This is a genomic window from Trichococcus pasteurii (assembly GCF_900112935.1).
Taxonomy (GTDB): domain Bacteria; phylum Bacillota; class Bacilli; order Lactobacillales; family Aerococcaceae; genus Trichococcus; species Trichococcus pasteurii.
The window spans coordinates 1-20,339 of record NZ_FONM01000010.1; the positions used below are offsets into that span (position 1 = coordinate 1).

19 protein-coding genes are annotated in these 20,339 nt (G+C 51.9%); 6 read left to right on the forward strand and 13 right to left on the reverse strand.

The window, feature by feature from the left end; translation table 11 throughout:
* Window positions 1-749: 749 nt before the first annotated feature.
* From BM184_RS09265 to BM184_RS09280, 4 genes are all read right to left on the reverse strand, one after another.
* Window positions 750-2,246, reverse strand: coding sequence for a DUF1538 domain-containing protein (locus BM184_RS09265; protein ID WP_086943653.1), 1,497 nt, complete (start codon window positions 2,244-2,246; stop codon window positions 750-752).
* A gap of 72 nt (window positions 2,247-2,318) precedes the next feature.
* On the reverse strand, window positions 2,319-3,122 hold the full coding sequence (locus BM184_RS09270) for an alpha/beta fold hydrolase (protein ID WP_177208613.1): 804 nt from the start codon (window positions 3,120-3,122) through the stop codon (window positions 2,319-2,321).
* A 67-nt stretch (window positions 3,123-3,189) separates the two neighbouring features.
* Complete coding sequence (locus BM184_RS09275; RefSeq protein ID WP_086943651.1) at window positions 3,190-4,389, reverse strand: family 16 glycosylhydrolase; 1,200 nt, start codon at window positions 4,387-4,389, stop codon at window positions 3,190-3,192.
* 270 nt (window positions 4,390-4,659) lie between these two features.
* Window positions 4,660-5,370, reverse strand: a complete 711-nt coding sequence (locus BM184_RS09280) for a hypothetical protein (protein WP_086943650.1) — start codon at window positions 5,368-5,370, stop codon at window positions 4,660-4,662.
* A gap of 278 nt (window positions 5,371-5,648) precedes the next feature.
* On the opposite strand from BM184_RS09280, the gene BM184_RS09285 reads away from it, so the two are divergent.
* From BM184_RS09285 to BM184_RS09300, 4 genes are all read left to right on the forward strand, one after another.
* The gene (locus BM184_RS09285) at window positions 5,649-6,419 is read left to right on the forward strand and encodes a sulfite exporter TauE/SafE family protein (RefSeq protein ID WP_256213111.1); all 771 of its coding nucleotides are present in this window, start codon (window positions 5,649-5,651) and stop codon (window positions 6,417-6,419) included.
* Window positions 6,420-6,450: 31 nt separating this feature from the next.
* Window positions 6,451-7,407 carry an AEC family transporter gene (locus BM184_RS09290; protein ID WP_086943648.1) on the forward strand — a complete coding sequence of 319 codons (957 nt, stop codon included), beginning with the start codon at window positions 6,451-6,453 and terminating at the stop codon, window positions 7,405-7,407.
* Window positions 7,408-7,689: 282 nt separating this feature from the next.
* Window positions 7,690-8,334 carry a TetR/AcrR family transcriptional regulator gene (locus BM184_RS09295; protein ID WP_086943647.1) on the forward strand — a complete coding sequence of 215 codons (645 nt, stop codon included), beginning with the start codon at window positions 7,690-7,692 and terminating at the stop codon, window positions 8,332-8,334.
* 98 nt (window positions 8,335-8,432) lie between these two features.
* Entirely contained in the window at window positions 8,433-10,484 is a 2,052-nt protein-coding gene (locus BM184_RS09300; protein WP_086628644.1) for an ABC transporter ATP-binding protein/permease, read from the forward strand.
* A gap of 277 nt (window positions 10,485-10,761) precedes the next feature.
* Here BM184_RS09300 and BM184_RS09305 read toward each other — a convergent pair whose 3' ends face one another.
* From BM184_RS09305 to BM184_RS09335, 7 genes are all read right to left on the reverse strand, one after another.
* Window positions 10,762-11,910, reverse strand: coding sequence for an iron-containing alcohol dehydrogenase family protein (locus BM184_RS09305; protein ID WP_086943646.1), 1,149 nt, complete (start codon window positions 11,908-11,910; stop codon window positions 10,762-10,764).
* A 99-nt stretch (window positions 11,911-12,009) separates the two neighbouring features.
* Window positions 12,010-12,822 (reverse strand): ABC transporter ATP-binding protein, encoded by an 813-nt coding sequence (locus BM184_RS09310; RefSeq protein WP_086628642.1) that lies wholly within the window; start codon window positions 12,820-12,822, stop codon window positions 12,010-12,012.
* Between the two features lie 11 nt (window positions 12,823-12,833).
* Window positions 12,834-13,892 carry a taurine ABC transporter substrate-binding protein gene (locus BM184_RS09315; RefSeq protein ID WP_086943645.1) on the reverse strand — a complete coding sequence of 353 codons (1,059 nt, stop codon included), beginning with the start codon at window positions 13,890-13,892 and terminating at the stop codon, window positions 12,834-12,836.
* A gap of 12 nt (window positions 13,893-13,904) precedes the next feature.
* Window positions 13,905-14,753 (reverse strand): ABC transporter permease, encoded by an 849-nt coding sequence (locus BM184_RS09320; RefSeq protein ID WP_086943644.1) that lies wholly within the window; start codon window positions 14,751-14,753, stop codon window positions 13,905-13,907.
* 38 nt (window positions 14,754-14,791) lie between these two features.
* Window positions 14,792-15,109: a P-II family nitrogen regulator gene (locus BM184_RS09325; protein ID WP_086628639.1), complete on the reverse strand. Its 318-nt coding sequence runs from the start codon at window positions 15,107-15,109 to the stop codon at window positions 14,792-14,794.
* A gap of 27 nt (window positions 15,110-15,136) precedes the next feature.
* Window positions 15,137-15,466, reverse strand: a complete 330-nt coding sequence (locus tag BM184_RS09330; protein ID WP_086943643.1) for a P-II family nitrogen regulator — start codon at window positions 15,464-15,466, stop codon at window positions 15,137-15,139.
* Window positions 15,467-15,529: 63 nt separating this feature from the next.
* A complete protein-coding gene (locus BM184_RS09335) occupies window positions 15,530-16,894 on the reverse strand; it encodes an aminotransferase class III-fold pyridoxal phosphate-dependent enzyme (RefSeq protein ID WP_086943642.1) in 1,365 nt (454 codons plus the stop codon).
* 965 nt (window positions 16,895-17,859) lie between these two features.
* Between BM184_RS09335 and BM184_RS09345 the strand changes: the two genes are divergently transcribed.
* On the forward strand, window positions 17,860-18,264 hold the full coding sequence (locus BM184_RS09345; RefSeq protein ID WP_086628635.1) for a type II toxin-antitoxin system HicB family antitoxin: 405 nt from the start codon (window positions 17,860-17,862) through the stop codon (window positions 18,262-18,264).
* Between the two features lie 79 nt (window positions 18,265-18,343).
* Window positions 18,344-18,988, forward strand: a complete 645-nt coding sequence (locus BM184_RS09350; RefSeq protein ID WP_086943640.1) for a hypothetical protein — start codon at window positions 18,344-18,346, stop codon at window positions 18,986-18,988.
* A gap of 10 nt (window positions 18,989-18,998) precedes the next feature.
* On the opposite strand, the gene BM184_RS15175 is transcribed toward BM184_RS09350, so the two are convergent.
* Both BM184_RS15175 and BM184_RS15710 read right to left on the reverse strand, forming a co-directional pair.
* The gene (locus BM184_RS15175) at window positions 18,999-19,349 is read right to left on the reverse strand and encodes a hypothetical protein (protein ID WP_143091132.1); all 351 of its coding nucleotides are present in this window, start codon (window positions 19,347-19,349) and stop codon (window positions 18,999-19,001) included.
* Between the two features lie 61 nt (window positions 19,350-19,410).
* On the reverse strand, window positions 19,411-20,319 hold the full coding sequence (locus BM184_RS15710; RefSeq protein ID WP_086943639.1) for a glycine betaine ABC transporter substrate-binding protein: 909 nt from the start codon (window positions 20,317-20,319) through the stop codon (window positions 19,411-19,413).
* Window positions 20,320-20,339 lie beyond the last annotated feature (20 nt).

A 20,339-nucleotide genomic window follows, 5' to 3' on the forward strand; every position in this document is an offset into this window, starting at 1 on the left:
AAGGGAAAAAATAACAGCTCTACCAAAAATCCAATATTGCAGATGAAATAGAGTTGTTCATATCAAGATTTGGGGTGGTATGAATAATTCAGGTAGTATACGCATAATTTGCTATATAGCTTCTATAATTTGAAGAAGTGGAGATTGTTTACGAAACCCAAAGTATGTTTCTACGCGAAACGAGGTGTGGTACCGCATCGTGCAGTGTGGTGTTACATACTGCGTCGGCTGCTCTGTGTTCTTCGCTATTCGTTCAGTCGACGATTTTTCTTCTTGTCGACTGTTCGGTATTCTTCACTCCTCGTTCAGTCGACACATCGGGTTTTCGTCGGCCCTTCAGTAACATTCATTCTTCGTTCAATTGACATTCTTCTCTTTCAGGTTTATCCAGACTAAAAAGGCAGACGCATCATCCAACGTTGGAGAGGCGGCTGCCTGGTTTTTGTGTATTTGTAGAGCATATATGTTGTTCTAGGGTGTTTTGTGCTTTCGATGGGCGTTAGCCTGACATACATAGTTTATCTCGGCTGTTCGGTATCCTTCGTCCTTCGTTCAGCCGACATATCACGCGGGCGTCGGCTATTCGGTGTTCTCCGACTTCCGTTCAGTCAACACATCGTGCGGGCGTCTGCTGTTCAATGTTCTTCGCTATTCGTTCAGTCAACACATCGCACGGGTGTCGGCTGTTCGGTAACATTTATTCTTCGTTCAGCCGACACCCTTAATCCATAGACGGTTATCCCCAGCCGTCAGCCACATCCATTGTTTCCATCGGCCCGCAGCTTGTACACAAGCCCCAACACTTGAACGGCGATGATTGGGGTCATCGCGACGAGGGCGATCATGCCGAAGCTTTCGGAGATGAGGTTGTCTTCGGCCATCGCGCTGGCGGCGCCTTGGACGAAGGAGAGGATGAAGGTCGCAGTCATCGGCCCGGATGCGACGCCGCCGGAATCGAAGGCGATGCCGATGAATATCTTGGGGACGAAAAAGGTCAGTGTCAGCGCAATGAGGTAGCCCGGCAGCAGATAGTGCCAAAGCTGGATTTGAGGGAATACAATCCGCAGCATCGCCAAGGCGACGGCCGTGCCGATGCCCAAGGACAGAACAGCTTTGACCGCATTCCTTTTGACAGCGCCGTTCGTGATGTCCTCGATTTGGTGCGTCAGGACATGGACGGCCGGTTCCGCCAAGACTGTGACCAAACCGAGCACAAAGCTGATCACAAGCAAATATAGTTTATTATCCAAAGAGGCGACGTTGAAACCGATCGTGCGTCCGACTTCCATGAAGCCGCCTTGCGCGCCGAGGAGGAACAGGAAGAGGCCGATGTAGGTCAGCAGCAGGCCGTAGATGATCCACGAGACGTTTTTGCGGGACAGCCGGAAGGAAACGCGCTGCAGCAGCATGAAAATCAGGAAGATGGGCAACAGCGCCAGCAGCACTTCTTCGGCTATGACAGGCACTTTGTCGAGAAATGGGCCCAACACTGTTTGCGAAACCGTTAAAGGCGTTCGGACCGGAGCCTCAGCGATTGGGGTTCCTTGCAAGGTTCCTCGAAAGCGGTCCATCACCAGAACCGACAGAATGGGACCGATCGAAACAACACCGATCAGCCCGAATCCGCAATCATTGGAAGCGAGGGTGCTCTTGCGCAGCAGCGTGACCCCCAGCGCCATCGACATGATGAAAGGCACCGTCATGGCGCCAGTCGTTGCGCCTGATGCATCGAAGGCGATGGCGAGGAATTCATCGGAGGCGGACAGCGCCAACAGGAACACGCCGGCGTAGAAACCTACGAGCAGTTTGTGGAGGGGGAAGGTTTTGACGATCCGGATCAATCCGATCGCAAGCATGACGGCGATGCCGACCGAAACGACGAGGATAATCCACCATTTCGATACCGTTCCCGCTGTCAGCCGTTCGACTTGCCCGGCCAGAATGTGCAGGTCGGGCTCCGCGATGGAAATGATGAAGCCCAAAGCCAGTCCCGCTCCTGCCAGCAGCAGGAGGCTATCCGTCTTGGCGAAAGTCCGCCCCATCGCCCGACCGATCAGGTTGACGCTCAAATCGATGGCGTAGAGAAAAATGGATAGCCCGGCTGTTATGCAGAGAGCGCCGAACAGAAAACGGGCAAGCTGCAGGCCGGTCAGCGGCGTCAAGGTGATATGCAGCAGCAGGACGATTCCGACGACCGGAAGGACCGCTTGCAGCACTTCCCTGACTTTTGACACGAACAGCTTCATCGTAGGCACCGCCTTTCCTGGATTAGGGCTTGGAGGAATCGCACTTGTTTCTTTATTATTGATGCTGCCGTTTCAATTTTTGTCTGACGTTAGTTGCCCGTCGTTTATGCAAGCAACAATATCCCGTGCAATCAGGGCGGGTTCTTCCCAATAGAGCATGTGGCCCGATCCGGGATACGCGATGAGCTTGGACCCCTTGATTGCTTCAGCCAGCGCGAGCTGGTCAGCCTTGGTGATGATGGGATCCTCTTCGCCCCAGACGATGAGCGTAGGCGCTTGGATTTTGGCGAGCTCGCCAGGAAAGGGTTCCTCAAACAGGCCGTTGCCGGTCTCCACCCATACGTGCGCGGGAGCCTTCAGGTTTTCGGCTATCATACTGGCCAAGCCTTCCGCAGGTGCCGCCCGGGAGAGGACTCTCTCCGAAAAACTTTTCACGAAACCGGGATCAATCGGATCCTTCAGCTCCGCAAACAAGTTCGGCCGTGCTGCCAACGAGGCGGGTGAGCCCAACAGGATCAGCCCCGCCGTCCGTTCCGGATGCGTTGCGGCGAAGCTGCGGGCCGCGAAACCACCGCTCGATGCCCCGACGATAATCGCCTTCTGGATTCGCAGTGCATCCATGAACAACCGCAAATCTTCCACGAAATCACGAGTGCGGTAGCCGGTAGCTGGCCGGTCGGAATCACCGTGTCCGCGTTGGCTCAAGGCGTAAGCATGGACGCTCTCCGGAAGTTCGGCAAGCAGCGGCTCGAAGATGCGCCAAGAATCCGCGATGCCATGCAACAAGATGATTGGTGTGCCGCTATTTGCTCCTTGTTCGGCGTAGCTCAGGTGCAAGCCGTTCGCCAGTTCGACCTGCTTTGCGATAGGTTTCATCGGGCACTTCCTTTCATAAAGATTGCTTTTTAAACATGCACCAAATTGCTGGGTAGGTACTCTTTTCTCATTCATTCTGGCTGACGATTATTTGTATGATTGCTTTCCGGTTGCCCAGGATTGCTTCCGGCATGCCGATGATTTCGCCTTCCATTTCGAACGTTCCGGATTTGTCGAGTTTACTTAGGATGGCGGGCGTCAGCTCTTCCCATTTGACCCAGTGCTGCGTATCGGTGCCGTCGTTGTAGCGGAGTGTGACGTAGGACGGGAACCCGACGAGTTGGCCGTGTTCGATGGCGTATTGGCCGGCTGCCAGCGTGAAAGTCGCATAATCCTGAGAAGCAATTTTCAGTTTATCGACTTGTTCGAAGTCTTCCGGCACTTTTTTCCAGACTTTCATATAATCGATCTGGAACACCTTCGGGTAAGGCGCGGCTGGGTCGAAAGGCCCCACCCACCAATTCTCACGCCCTTCGTAGGCCGAGAGGATGGAGATCATCGGATAGGCGACCTCGGCCTGGAACGTGCCGATTTCTTCGTCATCGAAATAAAAGACGAAACCTTCCGGCGTCCATTCGAAAGTGTAGAGATGGAATTCATTGCTCAAGTCGGCCTCGCCGACATCATAAATGAAATGCTGCTCCCTCGCCAGCGGATCCCGGTGCGCGTAAAGCGAAGCCGTGACGACATTACCGAAATTGAGGGCATTCTCAAAGACATCCACTTCCACATCCTGTTCCGGTGTGTCCTGGATCCCGACGAGCCACCAAGCGCACATATTGCCGAGGCTATTCATCATTTTCGCCCGAATTTCGAAGACGCCGTAATGCGAAATGAAGCCCATGAACGGCTCGATGTCGTTGCGGACTTCCAGACCTTGCTTGAACTCGTGGAGACCGGCCCGGTTGCCGGTCATCACGCTGGATGTGCGAGCGGTTCCATCGAACTCGGGATTCCATGGCTGCGTGTCCTCATTGATGATGAGATTCAGATTACCGTCCACCACTTCGTAGACGGCACGCGCGGACTCCATGTCCGGCGTCCAGGAAGCAAGATACTGTTCGTTCCAGATTGTGGGATCGAGCGGACTTTCGTCGAAATTCTCGTCGAATATCAATCGATAATCGCCGTTGTATATAGGAATCGCCTCTGTTTCATCACCGTTCGCCTGCCACCCGCGCAGAAGCGCGTAATCCGACTGGTGGAGCCAGAAAAAGAGTGCTGCAAGTAACGCAACGGTGATGAGCGGTTTGATTTGTTTCTTCATCAGGATTCATCTTCTCTCGTGGGTCTGAGGAGGATTAAAGGATTGGAGGATTGGAGGATTGAAGGTTTGAGACTGGCCGGAGGTGAAGGCAGTGTTTGTGGTTTTTCCTCCGGTGAGGGTTTGCTCATCGGAGGTGGTGTCTATTTTTGAAGGCTCAGCTCCGGCGAGGCAGGGTTCGTCGGAGTTGAGCCACTGTTACCTGGTTGTCCTCCGGTGAAGAGGTTTCTCGCCGGAGGACAGGTTCAGCTGGTTCGGCGGCAGCAGCCTTTCTTATGGCAGCCATTCGTAGTCTTCGGGCAGTTCGATAAGCTCCGGTGAGGCCGTGTCGCTTATTTCGATGACATCAAGATTGAACTCATTTTCCCCGGAGGTCGAGCGGATCCGTTTCAGGACTTCGCCCTCGAAATAATAAAACATCCGGTCCCCGTTTGCGGTGTAGTATTCTTCATAGATGAGGTTCTCATCCTCCCAGCTGCCCACATACGTGCTGCCGATGTCCTTGAATGGCGGCGCTTCGATGATGCCGTCGTCTGCCGTTTCCCCGGCAGGATCCTCACTTTCGTTACGCGCAATCGTCCGGTTCAGGTGATCAACCACATAAGCCTGCCCGTCCAAGGTGAGATAGGTCGTGTCCGTGTTCTCCCCGCTTATCCGGACTGCCTGATCCGCGCCGTCAACAGCTACAGTCATCAACCGGTCCTCCAGCTGATTCCCTGTGAACTCCTGGTAATGGTACTGCGCCACATATTGTCTGCTCGCAAAAATCATGAAATACGGATCGGCCAAATGAATGCTGGCTATGCTGGTATCGGCTTCTGCAGCTGATTCGCTGTCGCTTCCTGCGGTTGACTCAATTGCTTCGCTTTGGCTACTTGCGATGACGCTGCTTGATTCATCTGATGCAGCCCCGTCCTGCCCGCAAGCGGCTGAAAATATGGCGATTGCCGTCAAAGTCCCTATTAAAGCTATTTTTCTTTTCATTTAAAAAACCTCCTTACGCAAGGCACAAGGTTCTAACTATTGTTCTGGCTTTTGTTTCCTTGTGTCCATTATACGACGGAATGATTGTCGCCACTACGAAAAACACTCCGCATCCAAATGGTGGGCGTTCGGATGTCCGTTCCCTGTCATATCATTTGCATAACCCGCTCCAGTGGGCGCACAATACCTATAGAAGAAAAAAATTATTTTGCGGATGACCTCACCAACTATCCTAGCCCATTTCAGTATGCCATCAAGCAAAGGTTGTGGAAAAAATGATGTATGTGATTGTCTGCCTTGTTGCCCTTGGCGCATCTTTTTTGACCCTTTTCTCCGGATTCGGACTGAGCACCCTGCTGATGCCGGCATTCGCACTCTTTTTCCCGTTGGAAACAGCGATAGCCATGACGGCGGTCGTCCATCTGGCGAATAATGTCTTCAAGCTGGCGCTTGTGGGACGGAAAGTGGATAAGGAAGTGCTGCTGAAGTTCGCCCTACCTGGCATCGCTGCGGCTTTCGTGGGCGCGTGGCTGTTGACCTATTTTTCGGAATTGCCGTCGATTGCAAGCTACGCCTTCGGCCAAAGGGACTTCCAGATTTCGGTGGTCAAGGTCGTCATCGGGCTGCTGATGGTCGGTTTTGCGTTTCTTGAATTGCTTCCGCGCTTCGAAAAGATGGCATTCGCTAAGAACTGGTTGCCGTTGGGCGGAGCCGTCAGCGGCTTCTTCGGCGGCCTGTCCGGTCATCAGGGTGCCTTGCGCTCCGCCTTTCTTAGCAAGGCTGGCCTCGAGAAGGAAGGCTTCATCGCGACCGGCGTTGCCGCGGCCTTCTTGATCGACCTTACCCGGCTTTCCGTTTATGCGAACCATCTGGGCACCATCGGCACGGATGCCGACTGGGCGTTGGTTGCAGCTGCGATTGTTGCCGCTTTTGCGGGCGCCTTCGTCGGCTCGCGGCTTCTGGAAAAAGTGACCTTGCGGGTTGTGCAGCTTATCGTGGGCGTCATGCTTGCCTTGGTTGGTGTTTTGCTCGCTGTCGGGCTGATCTAAAAGCACTGTTGGTGAAGGGAGGATTTGTTTCATGAATGACATCATAACCATCGCCTTGAAGGCCTTTCCCGTCATTGCGCTGATAACGACAGGGGTTGTTCTGGAAAAGACTGCATTCATCAGCGCCGATGCCGTCAGAGGCATGAAGAAGCTGATTTTGAATCTGGCATTGCCCTGTCTTTTGTTTCTTATTTTGTTGGATGCCGACTTGCAAACGGACTACCTATGGGGCTCCGTCGCGGTCTTTATCACTTGCCTGTTGGCTTTTTCGATGGGATTTTTGTTCAAAAAAATGTGGAAATCGCCCAATGCGTTCTTCCCGTCGATCTATTCCAGCTTCGTCACCGGCATCATCGGCTATCCGCTCTTCATCTCCACATTCGGCGCCGAGCACCTCTACAGATTGGCCATCCTCGATATCGGAAATCTGTTGTTCATCTTTATCGTGCTCGCGACTTTTTTGGATAAAGTCGGCTGCAACCAAACCGGCAGAAAAAGGATGAGCCTGAAGGATCAGGTCAAACATATCGTCAAATCCCCTTTCCTGATCACGATTTTCTTGGGAATCCTCGCCTCTATGCTTGGCGGAAGGATGTTTTTCCACACGAATCCCGTGACCTCTGCCTTTGTGATTGCCGCCGGGATGCTCGCAGAAATCACCTTGCCGCTTATCCTGCTGGTGATTGGCTATGAGCTCCACTTCGATTTGAAACAGCTTTTGGTGCCGCTGCCGGCGGTTTTACTGAGGATCGGCATGATGCTCCTGTTCGCCTATCTGCTGAACACTTTCATCATCGACAGGCTGCTCGGATTGGACCGGCTGTTCCAGATGGCCGTCTACACGATGTTCATCTGTCCGCCCTCCTTCATCATTCCTGTCTTCATCGAAGGCGATTGCCCCGACAAGAGCTTTATCCTGAATTTCCTCTCGCTGAACGTCATCCTCTCCATCATGACGTTCATCATTCTGATGACGGTGCTGCTTTGACAGTTCAAGCTGGGGCGGGAGTTTCCCCGCCAAACAGACTTTGGCGGTTTATTTCGGGCCGCACGATGCTGATTTAGCCCGCCAAATCAATTTTGGCGGGGAACTTTGAGCCCCACACGACGTTGTCTCCCCGCCAAACGGCCTTTGGCGGGGAAACTACGCCCGATCTGACATCCGAGATCCACATCTCCGCACATCCGCCACCAATCTTCGGAAACTGCTTGCTTGTTTCCGATTTACACCGTAAGATGGAACCAAAACTACAGTAAAGGAGCGGATAGAGTGGATTCGGTTTTTGAAATCTTTAAACACAAAATCCAGAACAACGAAAAACTGACGCCGAAGATGCAGGCCATTTTGAGCGCCAGTCTGGAGTTGTTCGCGGAAAAAGGCTATTCGAACACATCGACAAAGGACATCGCCCGCTTGGCGGATGTCGCGGAAGGCACCATCTTCAAGCATTTCGGTTCGAAGGAGAATCTGCTGTACGCCAGCATTTTGCCGATCCTCAGCAAGTCGCTCGAAGTGTTGATTCCTGCAGAACTGCAGAAAAATAAAGAGAATATGGCTGACTTATCCTTCCATAATTTTCTCCACCATGTCCTGCCCGACAGGATCGATTTCGCCGGCAACAACATTAAGATCTGGAAAATCTTTCTGACGGAATATCTGTACCAGGAAAACATGCGCGACAATCTGCTGACGCTGATTCCGGGAGCTCTGTTCCAGGAGATCAACCAACTTCTGAATCTGTTCAAACAAAAGCAAGAGATCGTCGACTGGCCGAATGAGGAAATCATCCGCCTGATCATCAGCACGGTTGCTGGCTTTGTCGTCGCGAAATCGATGGGTCTCTCCAGCACCGCCGATGCGAATGTCGAAACCGATCACCTGATTCTTTTTCTCGAAAAAGGCCTCCAGCCGTAATCAGTCCTTGACAGTATCCTCTGTTAAGGACTATACTGTACCCACAAGATAAAAGTGAGTGATTACTCACTTATTTATTTAAGAGGAGGAACAGTTATATGGCATTTTTGGAAGTAAACAACTTAAACAAATATTATCCCATCACCGACAGCGAACGTTTCCACGCATTGAAGGACGTCCAGTTGTCCTTCGAAAAAGGCGAATTGGTTTCGATCATCGGTGAATCAGGCAGCGGCAAGTCGACGCTGATGAATTTGTTGGGCGGCTTGGATTCGCAATTCGACGGTGAAATACTGGTGGACGGCGAGAATATCGGCCAGTTCAAGGAAAAGGAAATGGTCGCTTTCCACAAAGAGAAAATCGGCTTCATTTTCCAAAGTTTCAATCTCGTCCCTCACCTTTCCATTTTGGACAACGTCACCTTGGCGATGACTCTTTCGAACATCGACAGCAAAACCCGAAAAGCGCGCGCCAAAGAGGTGCTGGAGCAACTGGGATTGAAGGACCATTACCAAAAGAAACCGAACCAATTATCCGGCGGGCAAAAGCAACGGGTGGCGATAGCGCGGGCCCTTGTCAACGACCCGGACATCATCATCGCCGACGAACCTACCGGGGCGCTCGATTCCCAGACGTCGGATCAAGTGCTGGACATCATCCAGGACATCGCGAAAACCGGCAAACTGGTCATCATGGTCACCCACTCGGAGCGTGTCGCTTCCCGTTCCACCCGCATCGTGACAATCGATGACGGCAAAATCATCAATGACGAAAAACGCCCGCCGCTGCAGTTCCACGACAACGCCTTCCAAATAAAGGCAAAGCAGGAAAATAAAAACCTGAGTTTCCTCGCGGCCATCCGCATGGCCTTGTTGAACATGAAAGAGAAATTGAGCCGCAACATCCTGATCGCGTTGGGCGGAAGCATCGGCATCATGAGCATCATCCTGATGCTCGCGCTCGGCAAAGGCGTGAACGACTACTTGACCGACACGATGAACGAAAACGTCAATCCGATCATCAGTGAAGCGCGGATGACCGAGGAGACGCAATACGACGCCGCTGCAAGCGTCGAAACCGTCGCGGAAACTGCCCCTGCGCAACCAGGTGGCATGGGAGGGGGTGGCGGAATCGGCGGCACACTGATCGCCGATAATCCGGCTGCGCAGCTTTCGAAGAACATCCCGTTTGAAGAAGCGAATATTGCCGAATTGGAAGCCATTCCGAATGTCGAAAAGTTGGAATTGTCCTACGCTTCCTTCTCGATGGGCAGCGATACGGTCGTTTATGAAGGCGAAAATTATCCGTTCATGAACTTCGGCACGACTTCGGAGTTTATGACCGACTCCAACATCTTGTACGGCGAATTCCCGGGGCAGGATGAAGTCCTGATCACCGAGGAAATGGCAGATGGGATGGCCGGCACCCCAGAGGATATGATCGGCAAGGAAATCGAAGTCAAGCTTTCCGTCAACGGCAATCCTTTGAACGGCACCTACACGGTCAGCGGGATCTACACAGCCGGAAACGCAATCGGTCCTTCCGGCGCTTTCGACTCGGTCTTCATGACGATGGACACGTTCTCGGACATGAACGCTGAAAACGGCTTGACCGTCGAACCGAATGTCGCGTATCTATTCGCGGATGAAACAAGCAATTCCCAAGACATCAAAGATGCGATCAACGGATTGGGTTATGCAGGCTCTTCCACCGACACGCTGGCAAAAACCTTCACGAAATTGCTGGATATCTTCACGTATATCCTAGCCGGTGTGGCTGGCATTTCCTTGTTCGTATCGGCAATCATGATCCTGACCGTCCTCTACATCAGCGTCGTTGAGCGGACACAAGAAATCGGCGTCATCAAAGCGATCGGCGGGCGCAACAAAGATATCCGTCGCATCTTCGTCTCTGAATCTTTCCTGATTGGCCTGTTCAGCGGCCTGTTGGGTGTCGGTATCGCGGCTCTCCTTTCCACAATCGGAAACGTGGCGGTCGAGCGCATCTTCGGGACGACCATCCTGCACATGACCCCGACCTATGCCTTGTTGGGCATCCTGGCCAGCGTCATCATCAGCGTCATCGCCGGTGTCTTCCCTGCCAACAAAGCAGCGAAACTCGATCCGATCGAAGCTTTGCGTCATGACTAAGTTTTAGGGCAACTAAGGAACAGCCATCCAGCCTCGTTTTGAGGTTGGATGGCTGTTTTTTTGGCGTAAAGGAAAAAAAATTCAGAATGTTTCCAACCACGGGGCGGGGATTCCCCGCCAAACAGACTTTGGCGGTTTATTTCGGGCCGCCCGAAGTTGATTTAGCCCTCCAAATCAGTTTTGGCGGGCTATTTTGAACTGTGCACAATAGGAATACCCCGTCGAAACCGGTTTTGACGGGGTATTCCTTGTTATGTGGAAAGAAAAAAGCAGCCGGTTACGGCTGCTCCACATATATATCTTTCTTGGTCAACGTCCCGAACAGATCATAGAGGATGTCATCCGTGATCTTCACTGGATTGTTCTCGAGGTTCGGATGATGGGAAAGCTGAACCAACTCATCAATCTGGGCATCGGACAAGTCCAAATCCGTCAGATCCGTCCGCAAGCCAATCTGTTTTTTCAGCGCTGTGATGGCGTTTGCCATTTCATCTGCATCGGTGAAGCCGATTGCTTTGGCGAAGGCGGTCACGCGGCCATCCGTCTCCAGCAGGGCGTTCACTTTGGCGAAGTAATCGATCGTCAATCCGCAGGCTTCACCGTGCGGGATGCCGTACAAGTTCGTCAGCGGATAGGACATGGCGTGCGAAGAGGTCGTCTTCGGCAGCGCGAAAGCCAGGCCGGCGATGACGGAGGCTTCGGCCATTTTCTCGCGCGCTGTGGCATCGGTCGGGTTTGCATAGGCGACCGGCAGATGCTCGAACACCAATTTGGCGGCATGGATCGCGAGCGCGTCGCAGATCGGCTGGTGGTTCACGCTCCAGTAACCTTCGATTGCTTGGCACAGGACATCGATCCCGGAGCAGGCAGTCACGGTCGGCGGACATGTGTAGGTCAATTCCGGATCGACGACGGCGTAGGCCGGGAAGAAGTTCGGCGACAGGATCGGCGCTTTTTTCCCGGTTTCGTAGTCGGAAAGGACCGAAACGCTCGTGACTTCGCTGCCGGTTCCGGAAGTCGTCGGCACGGCGATCAAAGGCAGGAATGTTTCCGGCAAGGCTTTGCCGGTACCGTGGTAGAGCCTGATTGAATCGTCCACCGTAGCGATTGTCGCGGCGGCTTTGGCGAGGTCCATCACGCTTCCTCCACCCAGAGCGACCACGAATTTGGAGCCCTGCTCGCGCATCAGCTCGGCGCAGGCATCGACTTCGCTCACCTCAGGGTTGGGCGAAACATCGCTGTAGACGGCGGTCAAAAGGCCGTCCGCTTCCGCCATGACTTTGTCGGCCAGGCCGGATTTGCGGAAGGAACGCGAACAGATCAGGATGCCGTCCGTTTCCCCGAGCTCCGCGATGACCTCCTTCAAAGCGGACAGCTTGCCGTTTCCGAAGATGATTTTCACTGGTTGTTGATAATTCCAATCCATTCCATGCACCCTTTCTGCAGTAAGTTTTTCTCTATCAAGCAGTAATCCGAAAGGCGCGCCGTCTAGGCCTGCCCTTCGAATTATTTTTTATTTATTATATCACACAGCCAGCTCGTCTTTTTGGTTGATGACGTTCAGGATCGATTCGCGCATCGTCATGTATTGCTTGGAGTAGCGGGCGCTTTCGCTGTTGGCGCCGTCCATGTCGTAGGTGAAGTCGGTGTCGAGCACCTTCACGATGCGGCCGGGCCGGCTGGACATGACGATGACTTTCGTCGCCAACGACAGGGCTTCGTCCACGTCATGGGTGATGAAGAAGACGGTGCTCTGGTTCTTCATCCAGATGCGGCGGATCAGCGCCTGCATCTTATCGCGGGTCAGGGCGTCGAGCGCGCCGAACGGTTCGTCCATCAGGATCATGCCCGGTTCGTTGACGAGCACTTTGGCCAAGGAAGCGCGTTGCTTCATCCCGCCGGAAAGTTCATAAGGTTTGCGGTTGGCGAAGTCCGTAAGTCCGACGATTTCCAGGTATTCCGCCGTGATCGCCTCACGTTCCTTTTCCGGAATGTTGCGCATGCGCAGTCCGAAATTGACGTTCTCTTTGATCGTCAGCCACGGATAGAGCGGCGGCGACTGGAAGACAACCCCGCGCTGCCAATCCGGTCCTTCGATCGGCCTGCCGTTCATCAAGGCTTGCCCGTCAGTCGGCTGCATGAAGCCCGCGATGATGTTCAAGAGCGTGCTCTTGCCACAGCCGGATGGTCCCATTACGCAGATGAACTCACCTTCTTGGATGTCGAGATTGACTTGGGCCAAGGCCGTCACTGTCCCGATTTCGCTGTTGTAGACCAGTTCGACATCCTCCAGTTTTACCACTGTCTTTCCGTTTATTCCGTCATAAGCTCTCTGCATAGCGGCTCCCCCTATTCTTTGGAATCCAAGTAAGCTTGGATGTATGTCGTGTTGATGCCTTCAGCGAAAGCTTCTTCGCTCGGCAAATCGGTGATGTTGCCTTGATCCAAATAGAACTGGCCCATGTCAAGCATCGTAGCGGCCATTGCGCCGACTGCCTCGGAAGTGCCCAGGTTGGCTGCATCCAATTGTTCCGCTGCGGAAATCCAGTTCTGGCCTTCCATTTGCAGCTTAGCGGACTCTTCAGTGATGTTCAGCGATTTAGCGATGATGGAGATGGCTTGGTCAGGGTCTTCTCGGTAAAGCGTTACGGCTTTATCGACTGAGGCGATGTACTTCTCGACGATTTCCGGATAGGCTTCACCGAATTCGCTGCGGACGATTTCCACGTTGGCTGTCATATAACCCATTTCCGCCACGTCTCCACTGTGCAGAACGATGTTGCCGTCAGCCAGCAATTCGCTGAGGGTAGGCTCCCAAACATATGCAGCATCGATGTCGCCACGTTGCCATGCCGCAAAGATATCGGAAGGCTGCAGATCGATCAGTGTGAAATCAGTCTCTTCAAAACCGCTGGCCGTAATGGCGCGCAACAGGCTGTAGTGGGCCGTACTGGCGAAAGGAACGCCGATGTTCTTGCCTTTCAGGTCTTCCAAGGAGGTAGCGTTCAGCGCGTTTTTCGCTGCCAAAGCCTCTACCGAACCGAGTGTCTCATGGATCCAGATCATTTCGATCGGGATGCCTGAAGCGATGCCCAATACGGCCGAGCCCGAACCGGTCAAGCCGAAGTCGACGGCACCGGAAACCATGGCCTGGTTGATGGCTTTTCCACTTTCGAATTGGACGACTTCGACTGGCACACCCAGTTCATCTTCAAAATAGCCTTCCGCTTTCGCGATGCCTTCATCATTCGGCATTTCCAGGGTCGCGATGACGACTTTCTCAGGCAGATCGCCATCAGCTGAAGCTGTGGAAGAGTCGGTCGCGCTGGACGCGCCTCCGCAAGCCGCGAACAAAAGAGCCGAGCAAGATAAGAACAGTAGTTTAGAGAACATGTGGTTTTTTTTCATAAAAGCCTCCGATTATTTTCCTGCCCAAGGGACAAATTTATTTTGTATGATGACGATGATTTTATCCAAAAGAATGCCGGTGATGCCCATGATGATGATGCCGACGAAGACGATGTCGCTGCGCAGATAGTTGCTGGCATCAAGGACCAGCCAGCCGATTCCGGTCATTGCGGCAACCATTTCCGCCGAAACAAGGGTCGTATAAGCGACGCTGAGTGCGGTGCGCAGGCTCGTCAGGATATCCGGCAAGCAAGAAGGCAGGATGACATGGAAGAACACTTGCGTCTGGCTGGCGCCGACCGTTTTCGCGCTGTTGATGAAGTCTGTGTTGACTTTCGCAACGGCAGAGACGCAGCTGACGTAGATCGGTGCGAAGGCCGCCAGGAAAAGCAAGGCGACTTTCGAAGCATCCGCGATCCCTAGCCCCATTACCAACAGAGTGTAGTAAGCCAATGGCGGCAGCGGGCGGTAGAAGTTGATGATCGGATCCAAGGCGGCTTTGATCTTCGTGTTGTAGCCGCTGAGCAGGCCCAACGGAATCGCGGCGATGATCGCCAATCCGAAGGCACTGAGCAGGCGCCATAAGCTGGTGCCGATGTGCTGCAGCAAGGAGAAGCCTTTATAGCCGTTGAAGAGGATCTCCACGAAGGCCGTCCAAACCGCCAACGGGCTCGGCAGCAGCATCGGGCTGACCAGCCCCAGCGCGGTAACGACATACCAGAGTACCATGATCGTTGCGACGGTGCCGACGGTGATCATTTTTTCCGGCTGGATCCTCTTTCGTCTTTTCTTAACCGCGATCGCGGACGTGCTTTGCTCGGGAATCAGTGCATCGCTTGTGAGCGTATCTGCTTTCTTCATAAAATTGTCCTCCTTGGTCTCTTTTCGCCTAACCTGTTTCATGCGCGGCGTACCTGATATTCGCGGGCGATCGTTTGCACGAAAATTTTGCCGTCCCCCGCCTGGCCGGTGCTGTTGACCGCCAGCAGGATGCCGATCACATTTTCCACATGCTCATCCTCCGTCACGATCGTAAACATCCGTTTCGGCATCAGCACGCTGTGTCCGACTGTTTCGCGGAAGTCTCTCCCTATCAGCGGGTTCTTGCCGCGTCCGAAGACTTTTCGGCAAGTGAAGCCCGGAAAACCGCCTGCAGCCAGTTTTTGTTTCGTTTCCGTCACCTTGTTCAGGCGAATGATCGCTGTCACTTCCTTCATACAATTCCCACCTTTACAGTCCTTCTATTAAAGTCCTTCTGCGCCGCTACTGATTGTATAGGCACTTTCGATTGCGTGTACGAATATTCTGCCGTCGCCGTAATTCCCCAGATCGCTTGTGCGCGCCTGGGTGGTGATGACGTCGACGATTTCCTTTTCATGGGCTGCCTCGGCAACCAGGAACAGCAATTCCTTCGGCAGCTCGTCGTAGAAAACGTCGCCGATATGGATGCCAGCCTGTTTCCCACGTCCGTACACATCCATCCGTGTCACGGCGGTGTGCCCTTTTTCAGCAAGTTTCGCCAAAATCTGTTCGGTCTTCTCCGGCCTCACGATGGCCTCAATTTTCACTAGCATGCGCTCCACTCCTTTTATCCAGTAGATTTTTTGAAATGTGGTGCGGCCGGGATCCGGCGCAGTTTACATATATTGCTCATCGACAAGCGTCAGCACTTCATCCAGGATTGGCATCACTTCAGCCAACTCTGCTTCGGTGATCGTAAGCGGAGGGCAGACGCTGATCGTCGTTTCGCGGCCGAAAGTCGAGAATCCTCGGTCCTTGAGTTCCTTGTAGATGGCCGGCATGATCCGATTCGGCGTGTTGAACGGCACGAGCGGCTCGCGCGTTTCCTTGTCGAGCACCAGCTCCACTCCGCAGAAGAGTCCATAAGTTCGGACATCGCCGACGCAAGGATGCTTGGCTTTCATCTCATCCAGGTAGTCCTTCAAGATTGCGCCGATCTTTTCAACGTTGGCGGCGATGTTTTCATCTTCGTAGACTTCCAATGTCGCCAAGCCAGCCGCGCAAGCCAATGTGTGGCCGCTGTAGGTCAAGCCGCATTGGAGTTGGTTCTCGGTGAAATATTCACTGATCCATTCGGAGACGATCACGCCACCCAACGGCACATAACCTGATGTCACCCCTTTGGCAAAAGTGATCATGTCCGGCGTAAACGCGTATTGCTGGAAAGCGAAAGCCGTTCCGGTCCGGTAGAAGCCGGCCATGACTTCATCACAGATCATCACGATGCCGTAGCTGTTGCAAAGGTTGCGCACCCCTTCCAGATAGCCTTTCGGGTAGGCGATGATGCCGTTCGCGCCGATGACCGTTTCCAAGAGGATGGCCGCCACGTTGTACGGGCCTTCGTATTGGATCTGTTCACCCAGTTTCTTAAGGTAGAAGGCCGTCAATGCCTCTTCGGTTTCAAATGGAAGGTTGTCGCGGTAAGGCGACGGATTGGAGAATTTCACGAAGCCGTTCGCGCCGCCGATTTCAGCCGCGAACCTGCGCGAATCCCCGGAAGCATTCGATGCTGCAAGTGTAGCGCCGTGGTAGCTGTGGTAGCCGCTGAACACTTTCGTGCGCCCCGTCGCGATCCGCGCCATCTTGATCGCATTCTCGTTCGCATCCGCTCCGGCATTCGTGAAGAACACGCGCGCCATATCCCCGCCGGCCAGCTCGACCAGTTTCTTCGCCAACAGAGACTTCACATCGGTCGCATAACTCGGTGCCATGAAGCACATCTTTGCAGCCTGATCCTGGATCGCCTTCACGACTTTCGGATGCTGATGGCCGATGTTCGCGTTCACCAATAAGGAGGACATATCCACTTGACGGTTGCCTTCATAGTCCCAGAAATAAATGCCTTCCGCCTTTTCGACTGCCATCGCCGCTTGGCCCTGCTTCGACCAGGCCCGCATCACGTACTGTTGATCCATCGCTATTACTTCTTCTCCGGTTAGAGTTGTTGCTGTCGTTGTATTCCATGTTGCGTTCACTGTCATGCTGTTACCTCCCGATAAAATTTATTTTAATCAATTTCTAATATGTCCCCATAATACGGGGATTCGGATTCATCGTAAATAAAAAGCTCTAATTTGATGATAGCATTTATGGCATTTCTGCTTTCATCAGGAAAATATTCCGCTTACAACGGGGAATATTTCTTGCTGTTTGTCAGTGATGTAAGGTTTTCCTGAAAAGAAACTGACTTTCTCGGCTGGCTAATTGTGAGGGGTTTCAAGATTGCTATGAGTGAAATGAGGCGAAATAACTATCGATATATTTTAACGACGTTACAGAAAATGACGCCAGTTTCTAGGAATGTGCGTCAGGTTTACTGACATGTTTTGATTGCGGATGAGTTTTTTGGCGTTTATTAAGTGGAAGCATGTGAGGTATTCTGCCGTTGATAGGGTCGAGTTTGGGATAATATTCGGAAGTTTACCTAATAAATAAAAAGACAAAATGTTCAAAAGAACGCAAAAAAGCGAAGACAGCCAGCCTCCTTCAGCTAGTTATCTTCGCTTCTTTCTATTGGGAATCAAACCCAATAATTGGATCCCATAATCATTTTCGGTTTTCAAACTTTTATCCTTCGACTCTGAAATTATCACATCAACGAAAAAAGGTATGTACTGCGTATATTCCTTTTGACATTTCATTTTAAAGCCTATTCAACAAGAGATAGCGACCCATTTGACACATACGTACTAAGTACGTACAATACTATTGAAGAGGAGTTCATTAAATTGAAAACCCGTGACCTTATTAAACTTTTCGAGCAAAATGGCTGGTGGTTTCTGAACCATGGCGACAATCATGATATTTACACGAACGGAAATGTGAAAGAACAGATTGTTCGACACAGGGAAACAAATGAACGCTTGGCAAATGCTCTCATCAGAAAGCACGGACTTAAATAAAACCTAAATTTTACACTTATCATGAATCAACAGGAGGACTTATCATGATTGAAGACAAAGTATACATCTATCCCATCTACATAACCGTCGATTTGGCCGAGGAATACCCTTATTTCGTCGAGATACCGGATGTGGAAGGCTACACACAAGGGAAAGATTTGGCGGAGGCTATCACGATGGCCAGGGATTATATCGGTTTTGCAGTAATCGATAAACTGGAGCAAAACGAGCCTCTGCCCTTGCCAGATCAAATCGCCTATCAACAAAAAAATACTCAGATTAAGACGCTTGTGGATATTAATTTTAAAAAGTATAAAGCCCAGCGCGACAACAAGGTCGTGAAAAAGACACTGACGATTCCAAATTATCTGAATGAGCTCGGCATCGAAAGAGGCATCAACTTCTCGTTGACTTTGACAGAGGCTTTAAAGGAAAAATTGGGCGTCTGATGCAGCGGCATTATTGAATAAATAGTTGTATAATCATTAGGAAGCAAGTTACTTTTCCATTTGAAATGGGGTTTTAGTTATGGAATATTCAGAAGGCAAATTACCACCCAGCTATGATGTCGCGGAAAATGAGCTGCCTTACCAAATAAAATTGGCGTTATGGCAGACGGCATTCGGTCTGCAAAAAGTCGATGGCCTCAGCCCATCCGAGTACATGGTTGAGCTGGCCTACGAAAATATAGAAGGAAAAAAAGGATACGATGCCATTTATCGCGAAATTTCGGATTACCACCTGAAAGAACATGTAGATGCAAACACAGTCGAAGCGGATATCGTTTCGCTCCGGATTGCGGAATTATTGGCCGAAGATCATTTCCTGCTCTCCCCTTCCACGCTGTTGGGAATCCACAGGCATTTGTTCACTGATGTTTTCCCGGAGGAAATTCCTGTGGGCAAGTTCCGGACGGTGAATATCACAAAGAATGAGCCTGTGCTCAATGGGGAGACGGTCGCTGTTTTCGGTATCCAATATTTGAGAAAATTAGGGCTACATATCGACTATTCGCTCTTCAGCGAACATGTTGCCTTCTTCAGGAATGCCCTCGTGCTCTACTATTATCAGGGCGAGAAACAGGATAAACAGTACTTGAAAATGTTTTTCGAAAATCTGTTGTTGGGCAAACAGAACGTGCTGTCGGATGAAGCATTGCGCATGAAAGAATAGGACAAAATGTTCAAAAGAACGCAAAAAAGCGAAGACGATCAGCATGCGGATGCTGATGGCCTTCGCTTTTTTTCGTGAAGTAAACGAATTTCCTGTGGTTATCCGGTTTCCGCGTCTCACCATTGTGCTTTGAACATTTGGATCGAATGTTCGAAGGTTGTCCGATAACGTCGATGAATCGGACATCCGCTGTACGTTCAGTTCGTAGCTTGTCCGATAACACCAATGAATCGGACAACCGGAGCAGGTTCAGATCGATGGTTGTCCGATAACGTCGATTAATCGGACAACCGTTGCACGTTCGGTTCGTAGCTTGTCCGATAACGCCGAAGAATCGGACAACCCAGGCTACTTTTACCAAAAAAGCAAGAGCTGCTACCTCATTCCGAGGCAGCAGCTCCTGCTAGTGTTCAATATTCTGTTTATTCGGCTACACCGGCAGTCCATTCTGCGACTAAATCCGGATTAGCTTCCACGAAGGCTTCGGCAGCGTCTTCAGCTGATTCGCCTTCATAGATTTGGAGCATCAAAGCTTCGACATCTTCGATAGTCCATTGGAATTGATCCAATACTTGGTAAGCTTCAGGCATGTCTGTTTCGAGTCCTTCACGAACCATCGTGTGGACCGTCTCTTCGCCGCCGAAAGTTCCGTTGGGATCATCCAGGTATTTCAGGTCATAAGCCGAGAATTTCCAGTGCGGGTTCCAAGCTGTGATGATGATATCTTCTTCATTTTCGATCGCTTGCCCGAGTGTGACGGTCATGGCGCCCGACGAGGACGTTTCGATTGACCAATCGCTCAAGTTCGGATACTCAGCCAACGCGCGTTCAGCGGCTGCTACGATACCGGCACCTGGCTCGATTCCGGTGATGGATTTGCCGGCTTGATCGGTCAAATCTGCGATCGAGTCGACATCCATGTACGCAGGAACGGCCAGACCGATTTTCGCGCCTTCAAGGTTTCCGCCCAGGTCGACCATCTTGTCACCGTATTCTTCCATTTGCGCGCCGTGCGTTCCTGGCAGCCAAGCGCTCAGCATGGCATCCGCTTCGCCAGTGGAAACGGCTTCCCACATGATTGCGTTGTCCAATGGGGTCAAGGTCACATCGTAACCGAGGTCTTCCAATACTTTGGCAACGACATGGTTTGTGGCCACTGCGTCATCCCATTCGACGTAAGCCAGTTCGATTTCCTGGCCTTTGCCGACTGTATCTTCCATGGAGGCTGTATCTTCTGTCGCACCGCAGCCAGCGGCGATGAGTGTTACACCCAAGCCCAATCCGGCGGTAAGTCCAAGGCGTTTCCAGTTACGTTTTGTAGTTTTAAACATATGTATATTTCTCTCCTTTT